This window comes from Candidatus Nitronauta litoralis (genome assembly GCA_015698285.1).
GTDB classification, from domain to species: Bacteria; Nitrospinota; Nitrospinia; order Nitrospinales; family Nitrospinaceae; genus Nitronauta; species Nitronauta litoralis.
Window position 1 is genome coordinate 3,620,503 of record CP048685.1, and the last position, 13,283, is coordinate 3,633,785.

13 protein-coding genes are annotated in these 13,283 nt (G+C 46.4%); 4 read left to right on the forward strand and 9 right to left on the reverse strand.

What is annotated here, in order from left to right; translation table 11 throughout:
* The first annotated feature begins 52 nt into the window (after window positions 1-52).
* Window positions 53-592 (forward strand): hypothetical protein, encoded by a 540-nt coding sequence (locus G3M70_16620; protein QPJ63410.1) that lies wholly within the window; start codon window positions 53-55, stop codon window positions 590-592.
* Window positions 593-653: 61 nt separating this feature from the next.
* Here G3M70_16620 and G3M70_16625 read toward each other — a convergent pair whose 3' ends face one another.
* From G3M70_16625 to G3M70_16635, 3 genes are all read right to left on the reverse strand, one after another.
* A complete protein-coding gene (locus G3M70_16625) occupies window positions 654-968 on the reverse strand; it encodes a hypothetical protein (protein QPJ63411.1) in 315 nt (104 codons plus the stop codon).
* Window positions 969-1,060: 92 nt separating this feature from the next.
* A complete protein-coding gene (locus tag G3M70_16630) occupies window positions 1,061-2,260 on the reverse strand; it encodes a hypothetical protein (GenBank protein ID QPJ63412.1) in 1,200 nt (399 codons plus the stop codon).
* A 25-nt stretch (window positions 2,261-2,285) separates the two neighbouring features.
* Window positions 2,286-3,059, reverse strand: coding sequence for an alpha/beta hydrolase (locus tag G3M70_16635; GenBank protein QPJ63413.1), 774 nt, complete (start codon window positions 3,057-3,059; stop codon window positions 2,286-2,288).
* Window positions 3,060-3,306: 247 nt separating this feature from the next.
* Here G3M70_16635 and G3M70_16640 point away from each other — a divergent pair, with 247 nt between their 5' ends.
* Window positions 3,307-5,568, forward strand: a complete 2,262-nt coding sequence (locus G3M70_16640) for an aconitate hydratase (GenBank protein ID QPJ63414.1) — start codon at window positions 3,307-3,309, stop codon at window positions 5,566-5,568.
* 53 nt (window positions 5,569-5,621) lie between these two features.
* On the opposite strand, the gene G3M70_16645 is transcribed toward G3M70_16640, so the two are convergent.
* From G3M70_16645 to G3M70_16655, 3 genes are all read right to left on the reverse strand, one after another.
* On the reverse strand, window positions 5,622-5,819 hold the full coding sequence (locus tag G3M70_16645; protein QPJ63415.1) for a hypothetical protein: 198 nt from the start codon (window positions 5,817-5,819) through the stop codon (window positions 5,622-5,624).
* A gap of 26 nt (window positions 5,820-5,845) precedes the next feature.
* Complete coding sequence (locus G3M70_16650) at window positions 5,846-6,841, reverse strand: M48 family metalloprotease (protein ID QPJ63856.1); 996 nt, start codon at window positions 6,839-6,841, stop codon at window positions 5,846-5,848.
* A gap of 146 nt (window positions 6,842-6,987) precedes the next feature.
* On the reverse strand, window positions 6,988-7,677 hold the full coding sequence (locus G3M70_16655) for a tetratricopeptide repeat protein (protein QPJ63416.1): 690 nt from the start codon (window positions 7,675-7,677) through the stop codon (window positions 6,988-6,990).
* A gap of 269 nt (window positions 7,678-7,946) precedes the next feature.
* Between G3M70_16655 and G3M70_16660 the strand changes: the two genes are divergently transcribed.
* Window positions 7,947-8,972, forward strand: a complete 1,026-nt coding sequence (locus tag G3M70_16660) for an NAD(P)-dependent glycerol-3-phosphate dehydrogenase (GenBank protein ID QPJ63417.1) — start codon at window positions 7,947-7,949, stop codon at window positions 8,970-8,972.
* A complete protein-coding gene (larB, locus tag G3M70_16665) occupies window positions 8,962-9,717 on the forward strand; it encodes a nickel pincer cofactor biosynthesis protein LarB (protein ID QPJ63418.1) in 756 nt (251 codons plus the stop codon). Before G3M70_16660 ends, larB begins: the two co-directional genes overlap by 11 nt.
* Here the strand turns inward: larB and G3M70_16670 are convergent.
* The 3 genes from G3M70_16670 to G3M70_16680 all read right to left on the reverse strand — a co-directional run bounded on the left by G3M70_16670 (window position 9,695) and on the right by G3M70_16680 (window position 13,179).
* Window positions 9,695-10,693: an NAD-dependent epimerase/dehydratase family protein gene (locus G3M70_16670; protein QPJ63419.1), complete on the reverse strand. Its 999-nt coding sequence runs from the start codon at window positions 10,691-10,693 to the stop codon at window positions 9,695-9,697. The two genes, larB and G3M70_16670, sit on opposite strands and share 23 nt — an antisense overlap.
* Window positions 10,694-10,702: 9 nt before the next feature.
* Window positions 10,703-11,710 (reverse strand): tRNA (adenosine(37)-N6)-threonylcarbamoyltransferase complex transferase subunit TsaD, encoded by a 1,008-nt coding sequence (gene tsaD / locus G3M70_16675; protein QPJ63420.1) that lies wholly within the window; start codon window positions 11,708-11,710, stop codon window positions 10,703-10,705.
* Between the two features lie 65 nt (window positions 11,711-11,775).
* A complete protein-coding gene (locus G3M70_16680; protein QPJ63857.1) occupies window positions 11,776-13,179 on the reverse strand; it encodes a S41 family peptidase in 1,404 nt (467 codons plus the stop codon).
* Window positions 13,180-13,283 lie beyond the last annotated feature (104 nt).

The window sequence follows — 13,283 nt, forward strand, 5'->3', positions numbered from 1 at the left end:
ACCGGCTTGCAGAAAATACGGGAAACTTTAAACTTCTTATTGGATTGATAATATGGATTCGACCACAGCTCGTTTTGAAGAAGGCCAACCTTGTCCTATTAAAGTAGAGGGATCAGGAGGAGGACTTTCCTTTTCCCCTGCAGGTGACATGCTTTTGCTGGGTGCTGTACCCAGTCCCTCCCAGGCACAAATTGATGCATGGGCCGGTAAATGGCGGGCCAAACTCTATGAAGAATCTGAATTCCCCTCTATACCGATATTTGCAGTCGGGAGCGAAGATTGGATTCTCGAAGCCCCATGCAATCCATCTGCATTAGAAAGGGAGGCCCCTGGATTTTGCGAAGCCCTGTTTTCCAAAGACGAGGCGGTTATGGTCGCTATTCTGGTCGACTCAGATTCCAATATTATAAAAAAAATCACTTACGTTCCCTTGGAGGAACTATTTATAGAGCGTATGGTAATGTCCTGGAATCCATTCCGGTTTGAAGCAAATGATTATAATAAGTCATTCAGTCCGGAAGAATTTGCAGGTCGTATTCAGGAAATATTCAAGATGAAACACTCTAAAGAATTATGGTCAACATCCTGGTAAAATCAAACTAAACAAAATTATCCGAAGCCCTTTTGTAATCTGCTAATTCCACAAAAGCCTTCTATCCCATCTCTACCATTTGTGAGACCTTTATAGTACCCTCTACACCCAAAAACGGGTCGGTTTTGGCAATCTCTACTGCACCCTCAATGCTATCAGCTTTAACTATGGCAAAACCTTTCATGGACATTGGATCGTTGTCAGCCTGAACACCTTCTCCGGTGACAACATATGGGTTCATTAACGGGGTTCCCGGGTTGACCACCCTATCCCCCAGCCCTTCCACCCAGGCTTTCCAATTATCCATATGGGCCATACCCTCCTCTTTGGAAGCAGGCTGTCTCCCCCCGTGGTAAGCGATCAGATATTGTGGCATTGTTCCACCTAAAAACATTTTAATATAAAACCTGCCAATACATGGATCAGGTACGTTGAGCTGAACATCCTGGACACGATGCCCGAAACGGGTCACGCATACTCTTCATCATCATCAATGATTTCTTCTTCGTCTTCCTCTTCCTCTTCTTCGATATCCTCGAATTCCTCTTCCTCTTCCTCCTCTACTTCCTCCACTTCCTCCTCGCGTTCAAGAACCGGGTATTCCAGTTTCTCCAAAAACTCAGACTCTGCCAAATATTCCAGCCCTTCCTCATCATAATCATTTCCTTCCAGGTACAGACGGGTCAGGTTCGTCATATTCTCTGACTCTGCAATCAATTTAAGAGCCTCATTGCTAAGCCCGTTATTCTCTACCATCAGAATTTCCAGATTCTGCATGTTTTCCGAATTGACGATATGAGCAATTCCTTCGTCCCCTATTGAGTTACGATCCAGTGATAGCAGAGTTATATTGTTTAGTTGACTGGAAGACGTGATCGCTTCAATTCCTTTTGCAGTAAGTCGATTCAGCTCTAAATAAATTTTCTGAATGTCTTTCAGTTCCTCCCGGTTTGCAATGACCGAGATTTCAAAATCATTCAGGTCCAGTTTACTGAGATCAAGCACCTCGCTTCCCTCAGTAACTCGGTTCAGTACCCGATTAATAATCAAGAATTCCTGAATAGCCTGATGTCCCTTTTCTGTCAGTTGATTGTCCGAAAGAACCAGGGTTTGCAATTTAGGAAAATGCCGTGATTTCACAAACTCAAGAATTCCTTCATCGGTGATCCCCGCCTTTTTGACTTCAAGGATTTCAAGGTTTCCCATGTTGTGGGCTTCGCCCAGGGCGCGTAAACCTTCATCCCCTATTTTATTGTCGGATAAAATCAGGCTGGTCAATTCAGTCAGGGTTTCAGATTGGGCTATGTGACGGGCGCCTTCGGGACCAACCCCGTTTAGCCCAAGTCGTAGAGACTTTAACTGGGTCAGATTTGGAGAATTCGCGATATGCCGGCATCCCTCATCACCCAGTTTATTTCGGTAGAGTTTTAAATATTGCAGATTTCCCAATGTAGGAGAACCGGCCAGAAATTCCGCCGCCACTGAAGTCAACTTTTGCCCGGTTAAAATGAGCCGACGAAGCTGACGAACGGACTTGGATCCGGAAAGGGCTGCCACCCCGGAATCACCAAGCTTGGTGAAAGTGAAATCGAGAACCTGGTAGTCCCGACTTAGTTTGAATCCGTTTCGAATGATCCCTTCGATATTGTAAAACTTGGTAACTGCCATTTAAAAAAATCCTTTTATCCCGGGTTCAGTTTCGGTAAACACTATCCAGAAATTTTTTAAGAGTATGAAAGTAGAGATTACCCTGAGCATACATAATGTCGTTATGCCCCACTCCTTCAAGAATTTCCAGGTGCTTGTTCTTAGACCCTGCATTTCGAAAATTCAATTCCGCTTCATGCGACTGGATCAGGAAATCTTCCTCTCCGTGCATGATCAATATCGGACAACTTACTTTCTTTATTTTTTTTGAATTATTGAACAAGGCATCTTCTTCCGGAGTAGTGGTATTGATTCTCAATCCTCTCCGCTCAACAAGGGGAATAGGGTCCGCATACCCACTTTCGACTATGCAGGAAGAAATTTCCGGATACCGGGAACACAGTTCAATGGCCGAGGCACTTCCCAGAGACCGTCCCATAACAGAGACCTTTTCCCTCAGATGACTTTCCTTCAACAAATATTCATAAATTGTCCTGCTATCTTCCAATGCAGCCCGCAATGTGGGAAATCCCCCACTTTTTCCATATCCCCTGTATTCGCACATAAAAAAATCGCAACCCATATCCCAGAAAGCCGGAGCCAGATCGTCATAGTCTGAAACAATCTCCCCATTGCCATGGAAGTAGAGCAGGCTGAACATTGCTTCTTCCGGCGAGGGGTGCTTACGGACATGGACCGAAACACCATCCTCCACAGAAATATATATTTCTTCTTTAGTGGGCGATGTGGGCCTGGAATCAGGCCTTGGAAAAAATAAATTCCGGTTAAATTCTGCAGAATCGAAAATTGAGTCTGTCATATAGTTTTTTTATCTGAGAAGCCCGGATGGTGAAAAAGGGCCACTCTATTGTTTTTACAAGACTTTTGAATTTTCGTGAATTTATCGTTCGTTTCAAAGTAATTGAATTTTACCGGCTTTCATGGGAAAATCCTCAACCGTTCCCCCTAGTGGGGCAACATCCCCCTTTGCCCATTTTAGACCTTTTGTCATACAACTTTGGCAAGAGGACACTATAACATCTTTTAAAGTTTATAAGGAGAGGTCAATGTTACTGGAGTCGGCACCTATCGAACAACTTTACCAATCCATGGGTCAGCGTATTGAGGCTGCTCGAAAAAACCTGGGCCGCGGATTGACTGTGGTAGAAAAAATTCTCTACAGCCACATGGAACCGGGCACAGATTTTTCAAAACTGGAGCGCGGCGCTTCTAATATCTACCTCAACGCAGACCGTGTGGCGATGCAGGATGCCACGGCGCAAATGGCCATCCTTCAGTTTATGTCGGCCAATATTCCTGAAGTTCAGGTTCCCACTACTGTCCATTGTGATCATCTTATTCAGGCCCATTCCGGTTCTGCTGAAGACCTGGTCAATGCCATCAAGACCAACAAAGAAGTTTATGACTTCCTGGAATCTGCGGCCATGAAATACAACATGGGCTTCTGGAAACCAGGCTCCGGTATCATCCATCAGGTTGTTTACGAAAACTACGCCTGCCCCGGAACAGTTATTATCGGAACAGATTCGCACACTCCGAATGCAGGCGGTATGGGCTGTATCGCGATTGGTGTTGGTGGTGCCGACGCGGTGGATGTTATGACCGGTCAACCTTTTATGACACGCATGCCAAAACTCATCGGCATTCATTTAAAAGGCAAGCTAAACGGCTGGACAGCAGCTAAAGATATTATCCTGAAAGTGGCCACCATGCTGACCGCCAAGGGAGGAACCGGCTCCATTCTCGAATATTTTGGAGAAGGTGCCCGCTCTCTCAGTGCTACTGGTAAAGGCACAGTCACCAACATGGGTGCAGAAATCGGTTCCACCACTTCAACTTTTGGTTACGACGAAAACATGGACGTCTACCTCCGCAAAACAGAGCGTGACGCCATTGCAGATCTCGCTAAAAAGTATGCAGAGAATCTTGTTTCCGACGCCGAGGTGGAAAAGGATCCTGAAAAATATTACGACGAGGTTTATGAAATTGACCTGTCCACCCTCGAACCCCATATTGTTGGCCCTCACACCCCGGACCTCGGTCGGACTGTATCTGAAATTGGTCAGGAGGCAAATGAAAAGGGTTACCCTCAGGAGATCACCGCAGCGCTTATCGGATCCTGCACCAACTCCAGCTATGAAGATCTGACTCGTGCGGCAAGTCTGGTGCGGCAGGCAAAGGCGGCTGGACTCAAGGCTAAATCCAACTTGCTGGTAACTCCGGGATCAGAGCGAATTTTTGAAACCATCACACGTGATGGGATCATGAAAGATTTCCAGGACGTCGGGGCAACAGTTCTCGCCAATGCCTGCGGACCCTGTATTGGACAGTGGAAACGTGATGACATCAAGAAGGGAGATAAGAACAGCATCATCAGTTCTTACAACCGGAATTTTGCAAAAAGAAATGACGGCAATCCTGAAACCTTGAGTTTCATCAGCTCTCCTGAAGTGGTTGTGGCTTATGCCTTCTCAGGATCTCTCAATTTCAACCCGCTCACGGACAGCATCAAAACGGATAACGGCAAGGATTTCAAATTTGAGCCACCTACCGGAGAAGTCTATCCGCAACAGGGTTATGCAACCAAAGACAGTGGTTATATGGCTCCAACTAAATCCGGAGAAGTCATTATAGATCCGGCCAGTGAACGCCTGTCTTTCCTTGAACCATTCCCAAAACAGGATCCGGTTAAAGACTATCAGGATCTGTTTGTGTTGTTCAAAGCCGACGGGAAATGTACCACCGACCACATTTCTCAGGCTGGTCCCTGGCTCAAATTCCGGGGGCATCTCGACAACATCAGTAACAACATGTTCCTCGGAGCCACTAACGCCTTTGGTGGGGGTACAGGCACCGGTAAGAACCTGATGACCGGCGAAGACGATGTGGAACTGAACAAGATCGCACGCCATTACAAAGAAAATGGGAAAGGCTGGGTTTCATTTGCCGATGAAAACATCGGGGAAGGATCAAGCCGTGAGCATGCAGCCATGGAGCCGCGCCACATGGGCTGCCTCGCTATGGTCGCAAAATCCTATGCTCGAATTTTTGAAGCCAACCTGAAGAAGCAGGGTGTCCTGCCCTTCACCTTCTCAGATAAGGATGATTATAACAAGATCCAGCAGACCGACAGGGTTTCGTTCAAGGATCTTGACAAATTGACGGAGGGGCAGCCGGTTAAAATGGTGGTCACTCACGAAGACGGATCATCTGAAGAGCTCACCGTAAACCACACAATGAATGCAAAAGAGATTCAGTGGTTCAACGCGGGCTCTGCTCTGAACTTCGTTGGCGCACAAAATGGTTAATTGAGTTTTAGCAGGAATTTTCAAAACCCGGAAGGTTCGCCTTCCGGGTTTTTTTATGCCTTATCCTTCAATCCAAGATCGACCCAGCCTTTTTTCTTTCCATTTCGCCAGGTGATTTTCGCCCAGCTTCCTTTGCGCTGAACCAGGTGAACCTGTCGTCCTTTTTGCAGGCGGTTGCAGATTTCACCCTCGGGTTTCAGATGAACCGTGCAGGCTTTTTCGAGAACAAAGATAGAATTGGAGTCGTTCATCAGCCCTGGACTAAAAAAGGGGGGCTTTAATCAGAAAAGGTGAAGTTCAATTCGCGCTTTTTTTTCATTTTATTTCGTGCCAGATCGGGTTTCAAATCCAGGATCTTGTGGTTTTCTGGCTTACCTTTTCTAACCAGTTTCAACAGGGTTCCGGGCTCTAATTTATCTTCTAATCGCATCCCATTTAAAATAGCAATATCCAGGTCCTGTTGGGGCTCATTGAGTTCCTTCACAGCAATGCTGTTGAAAGTTTCCCCAGCTTTAACTTCATATATATCGATGTATTCCGGTTTGTATTCACGCCGATCCTTTGAATGGCGCTTTCCACCGTAAATCAACCCGTCAATTTTTCTAAGAAAATTATCCCGATTCTTTTTGGTCACCTTGTTCCCACGATTGTTAATCGTATCCGCCAGGGAATCCCCTTTGATGATTCGGATTTTGGTATCCGGATGAGTGGCCTGAAAACTGTGGTAAGACTGCCCGGACATGATTTCCTGCTGCCGCAAGGTTCGGAAAAAATTTATGGCGCTCTTGGGATCGTATCCCGCTTCATAGGCGTTCATCAGACCATGGGCATCTGATTCCAGTTCAGCTTCCCGGCCGTAGCCCATATTAATGGTCGTGAATAGTTGAGTGCTGACAGCCAGCCATGGACCCGCATTTTTGGGGCTGGCGATGGCACCCCCGATGGCAAGAATCTGCGCCCCGATACTGCGGACCATTTGCTCAGCCCCGTGATGATTGACCACATGACCAATCTCATGGCCCAGAACCCCGGCCAATTCAGCTTCATTGTTCATGACAGCCAGAATTCCACGTGTCACATAAATGTAACCACCTGGAAGAGCAAAAGCGTTGATTTGGGGACTATCGACAACTTTGAAAAAATAATCGTCGAATTCTGGATTACTAAGGGAAGATACAAGATCCTGCCCTATCTGGTTTACATAGAGCTGAAGGTCCTTGTCGGGATACAAGCCAAACTGCGCGATCACTTGAGGATCAGCGTTCTGACCCATCTCAAGTTCAGTTTCTTTGCTAATGAAGGGAACTGCTGCAACGATTGCCGGAAAAACGAGAAGAACAAGGGCGACTATCAAACCGGGAAGAAATTTAACCTTACCTGACGAGACCTTTATCACCCGGTTTTTCCTTTGTTAGATTTTCAGGATCCTCCCTCCAGTTTTTTGATTTGGAGTCTGACCCTTTCAATATCTGGATGCTCGGGAAATTTGGCTTCAATATCCCTAAGTACCAGCTTGGCATTTTCCACATCTCCTTTGAGTTCATGAGACCTGGCAAGACTTAGATATACATAGAATACCGGCAAGGGGCCTGGATTGTCTATAATCGATTTGTAGGCTTGGATGGCCTTGTCAAAATCCTTTTTACTTTCATACACATGCCCCAACCCTCTTCGAGCGAGATCTACTGTCAAAAGATCCCCTGTCGCATTATTCTTTAATTCCGAATAGACTTTTTCTGCATCATCGAATTTTCCATACTGGAAATAGGAGTCGGCCAACAAAAGTTGCCCCCTTCTCTTTTGCTTACCCTCTGAAATTTCCTCAAACTTGGTCTTTAATTCATTCAGGACCGCATCAGCAGATTTATCCTTGGCGTTTTCACGGATCTGCTCCATTTCAAACACGAGCCCCTCCGCCTGAAGGATTTTTTTAGCCTGCTGTTTTTGGTAGATTCCCAATCCCGCTGCTGAAAACACGATAATGGCCAGAAGGATAAAAAGGGGAACCTTGTTGACAACCAGGCGCTCCATGATCTTACTGCCGGCAGAATAAACCGGATCAACCTCTTTCAGTAATTGCTTTCTCGATACTTCTTGTTCAGCGGCCATTGATTTTGCAGGTTTTAAGGTTGGAAGTATAATTATGCAAACACAAATTATACTTGAAGAAAAGGGATGAATCTATAATGTCGTAACGTCCAAAGACATATCTGACCTTCAAAACGAACGACAATTTAAGCACAAAGGAACACCCCACACAAGCCCCTTTTTATCAGGACTTTCCTGCCCTTTTAATTTGGACCAGAGGATACTATAGTATCGGCAAAAAAGCTTAGCGTACAGATTTTAACAACCCTTAATTGAAACAAAACTGATAAATGACACCAGAAGTTGCAGTCATCGGTGGCGGGAGTTGGGGAACGGCCCTCGCAATACACCTTGGGAACAAAGGCCTCCCGGTCGACCTTTGGGTTTGGGAAAGTGATCTGGCCCAATCCATGCAAACTACCGGGGAAAACAGGCTTTTCCTGCCTGGGTTCCGCCTCCCGGACATTGTCAATCCGGTCAATGACCTGAGGGACGCTGTTCAAAGTAAAAAGATTATTGTTCTGGTGACCCCGTCTCATGTTCTTGGATCTATTGCAAGAAGCCTTCGCCCACATCTTGCCCCCAACGCGATCATCGTAAATGCAAGTAAAGGATTGGAAGAAGAAACCTTGCTTCCTGCATCCCAGGTAATTCAAAGGGAGCTCGTAAGTAAATTTCCACTTGTAACTCTGTCAGGACCTACTTTTGCTAAAGAAGTCGCCAATAAAGTGTTGTCCACTATTGTGGTAGCCTCAGAAAACCCGGGAGCGGCAGAGACAGTCCAACAAATCTTTTCAACCGACACTCTACGTGTGTTCACCAGTACAGATGTTCTTGGTGTCGAGATTGGTGGGTCACTGAAAAATGTTATCGCAATAGCCGCTGGGATTTGTGATGGCCTCGAATTGGGGAACAACACCAGGGCTGGACTCATTACACGGGGCCTCGTGGAAATCAGCCGGATAGGAACGGCAATGGGTGCAAGGGCCGAAACCTTTTATGGGCTTTCCGGACTGGGTGATCTAGTCCTGACCTGCACCGGTGATCTGAGTCGTAACCGGATGGTTGGAATCAAACTGGGACAGGGAGACAAGCTCAAAGATATAATTGAAAATATGAAGATGGTTGCGGAAGGCATCAAAACGGTTAAATCAGCCTTTACCTTGAAAGAAAAATTCGGCATCCAGGCCTCCATCATAGAGCAAACCTACCGGGTCTTGTACGAAGACAAGGAACCAGGGCGAGCCCTCGCTGATCTAATGAAAGTAGAAACTGGAAGCGAGTTCTCGGGTGTAAGGGGCCTTGATGAAGCCTGAAGAAATAAAGAACCTCCTCGACCAGGTTGCCAGAGGAAAAGTTTCCCCCGATAAAGCACTTGATAGTTTAAAAAACCTTCCTTTTGAAGACATCAGTTTTGCCAGGTTGGATCATCACCGGGAACTAAGATCAGGTATCCCAGAAGTGGTTTATTGCGAGGGAAAGTCGGTTCAACAACTTAAAACGATTTTAAAAAAGCTCTGCGCCTCTGGACAGAATGTTCTGGCCACCCGTTTGGATGAAGAAGTATATAAAAAACTTAAAAGCTCTTTACCCTCAAAAGCTCAATTTCACAAGCAGGCGAGACTTCTGGTCCTGAAGAAAAAGAAGGTGGTACCACGGGGCAAGGTCGCCGTTGTTACTGCTGGGACTTCAGATATTCCTATCGCTGAAGAAGCGGCGATCACACTGGAAACCCTTGGCACTGAAGTGGAGCGCGTTTTCGATGTCGGTGTCGCGGGGCTTCACCGGCTGTTAGCCAAACTGGAGACTCTTAGAAAATGCCGGGTAATAATCGCCGTTGCTGGAATGGAAGGTGCGCTGGTCAGCGTACTGGGAGGGCTTGTTGAACAACCAGTTATCGGGGTTCCCACAAGTGTAGGTTACGGAGCTTCTTTTGAGGGTCTCGCTCCATTACTCACTATGTTAAACAGTTGTTCAACGGGCATCGGTGTTGTGAATATTGACAACGGGTTTGGTGCCGCCTGTCTTGCTCATAAAATCAATTTACTGGGTGAGTCTTAAACCAACGGATCATTTTCTTCCAGCCCTCTTCCGGTGAAACGACAGGTCTATAGTTCAAATCCCTTTTGGCGGCCGTGATGTTAAAAAAATGGGACTTGGCAAGCTGCCCCGCAACGAACCGAGTCATCCGCGGTTCGGATTGTTTTCCAAGCAGCGTGTACCATAACTCCATGCCATGTCCCAGTTTTTTCGCCAGAGCATATGAAATAGACCGCGAAATTGGTGGCAGCTCCATTTCCTTTATGAGTCTCGAGATCCAATCCCACAAAACCACAGGCTCATCATCACTTAAAAAATAAACCCTTCCTGCACAGGTTGCTCCGGGTTGCAAAGCTTCCAATGCCAGCAAATGCCCTTCAACTGCGTTATCGATGTATATAATATCCACCAAGTTTTTTCCATTCCCTACCTTAATCAATTTTTTTTGACCGGCACGTTCAAGAATCCTTGGCACCAAATGAGGGTCTTGTGGTCCCCAGATCAAATGAGGCCTCAGCGCTACAGTCAGCAAACCGGAATTTCCATTTGCAGCTATTACACGACGCTCGGCTTCCGCTTTTGTTTGGGGGTAAGAGGTTAGATATTGCTTTGGATAGGGGACGCTTTCATCAACATTTTCAAGATCGGACTCACCAAAGACCACACTGGGGGAGCTTGTGTAGATGAGTTTCTTGACTCCCGAGTTGAAACAGGAATCGATAATATTCTGGGTTCCAAGAATGTTGGTTTTTTCGAAAACTTCCCGCGGCCCCCATATTCCAGTAAGTGCGCCTGAATGAAAAACTGCTTCTTGATCTTTACAGGCAAAGGCGACCTCTTCAGCCTGGTTCAAATCACCCTGCACCTGACGAATATCATCGGGAAGATGATGGTAAGGCCGTCGCCCAAATACTGTGACATCATGTCCCAGTTCATTCAGCCTAAGGGCAACGTGACTTCCAAGAAAACCACCGCCACCTGTAACCAGAATACGCATCGAAGCTTTCTAAAATGACAGACTGGATTTTCCATCCAGTTCCATTAAGGGAGTTCCCTGCAACTGGGCTTCGTGTCGAAGAAAAGCAGCCGATGCAATCATCGCTGCATTGTCTGTACAATAAACCGGCTTGGGAACAAAAGCCGAAAAACCCTCTTTTTCTGCTTCGGAAAATAGTCGATCCCGCAGGCAACCGTTTGCGGCGACACCACCGGTTAATACCAGACGCTCCAACCCCTCATTCCGGGCAGCACGCAGGAGTTTTTTGATCAAAACATCCACGACCGCTTCCTGAAAAGATGCGGCGATATCTGCAAGAGATATTTCCTGATTTCCGGGGAAGTTATTTGTTTCAAGATGGCGACGAACTGCAGATTTGATCCCACTGAAACTGAAATCAAAATTTCCATTGGTGAGCATACTTCGGGGAAAAGCATGTGCGGATGGATCACCTTCTCGGCCCAGTTTTTCAATCAATGGGCCCCCGGGATAACCCAGACCTAACATTTTGGCGACTTTGTCGAATGATTCTCCAGCGGCGTCATCACGCGTTCGACCAATCACCTTGTATTGCCCTACTCCATCAGCACGCACAAGGTCGGTATGGCCTCCGGACACTATAAGAGCGAGGAATGGAAAAGCCACCTGCTCTTGCAGAAAAATTGCCAGGAGATGCCCCTCCAGATGATTTATCCCGAGCACCGGAATATTGGAAGCATAACCCAGGGCTTTAGCCGCGTTAATTCCAACGATAAGCGACACAACCAGCCCCGGCCCCTCAGTGACACCGATTAAATCAATCTCCCCAAGATCCACCCCTGCCTCTTGCAGTGCCTGTTGGACAACCAGGTCAATACTTTCTATATGGCAGCGCCCAGCTATCTCCGGGACGATGCCCCCATATTTGCTATGAATATCAACCTGGGAAAATATGACATTGGACAACAACTCATGTCCATCACGAAGGACCGCTGCAGCAGTTTCATCGCAGGAAGTTTCAATTCCGAGTACCAGCATAAAAAAAGAAGACCGGAGAGCGAAAAACGCTTCCGGTCGAAATTTTTGAGGAGATTAAATAAGGTTTATTTTACTTCTTCTACAGCACTTGTCTTGAATACTTTATTCATCACAGACCAACCGGAAAGAAGAGCAATGGCTTCACGAAGCTGCGGATCCTTTTCCAATTCTTCAACTATCTCAGCCTGGCGCTTTGCCTCTTTCTCGTCGAAATCCTCGTCTTCTTCAGATTCCACAACTTCCCCACCGGAGCTTTTACCGATGAGATGCTTTTTCAAATCTTTCTCCCGCAGGAACTTTCGAACCCGTTCCTTTTCCTTCTCCTCTTTTGTCTTTTCTTGTTCCTCTTTGTCATCATCGCCAGGTTTCTTCAAAGGCATCTCGACAATGATGTCCGGAGTGATTCCATTGGACTGGATTACCCGTCCACTTGGTGTGTAGTACCGGGCCGTGGTCAGACGCAAGGCCGATCCATCGCTAAGTGGAATGATGGTTTGCACAGACCCTTTACCGAATGTCTGGGTCCCGATAATGACAGCGCGGTTGAGGTCCTGCAAGGCACCTGCTACGATTTCAGAAGCACTGGCACTGCCTCCATTCACCAGAATAATCATTGGATAATCAACATGGTGTCCTCTGTTCTGCGTCGTAAACCGCATGTTCTGATCGTCCGTCTTTCCCTGCGTATAAACGATCAGGTTTTCCTGGGGTAAAAAACGATCAGAAACCTCTACCGCCTGGTTGAGAAGTCCTCCCGGATTGTTCCGCAGATCCAGGATCAATTTTTCCATATTTCCCTTTTCGAGTTCCATAATGGCATTGTCCAGGTCACGGCTTGTGGTTTTACTGAAACTACGAATTCTGACGTACCCAATGTTGTCATTGTAGCTTTTAAATTTGACGCTTTTTACCTTGATAACATCCCGGGTAATGGAAACCTCAAAAGGCTTGTCTACCCCTTCGCGCAAAACTGTAATAGTGACCGGTGTACCACGCTCTCCCCTAAGTAAATTGACAGCTTCCGTAAGGGTCATGTCCAAAGTGGATTCTTCTTCAATCTTAATGATTTTATCGTTGGCCTGCATACCGGCTTTGTCTGCCGGAGTGTCTTCAATTGGAGAAACCACGGTCAGGATACCGCTTCGCATGGAAATTTCGATTCCGAGTCCTCCAAATTTCCCCGATGTTTCTACCTGCATTTGTTTAAAGGAATCCGGAGGCAAATAGGAGGTATGGGGATCAAGTACTTTAAGAAGTCCGCGAATCGCACCATCGATCAATTCATTATTATCCAGATCTTCAACGTAATTGGCTTCAAGCAGGGAAAGAATTTCTGAAAATACCCGCAGTTTATCGTAGGTATTAACCGGTGGTTTTTCCTCTGACGTATCCGATTTTGCCCAAAGCGGCGTCTGGAGACTGAGGACTAAACAAAAGGCGAGAAATACTCTCGCAATTTGGGAAATAATCCCGGATTTACTGGATGAGGAAACGTCGAGAAATTTCAACTTTTTGCTCCAAAATGGTTCATGATTTTTATTATGCGACTAACCCTGACTTTAAATTATAACCT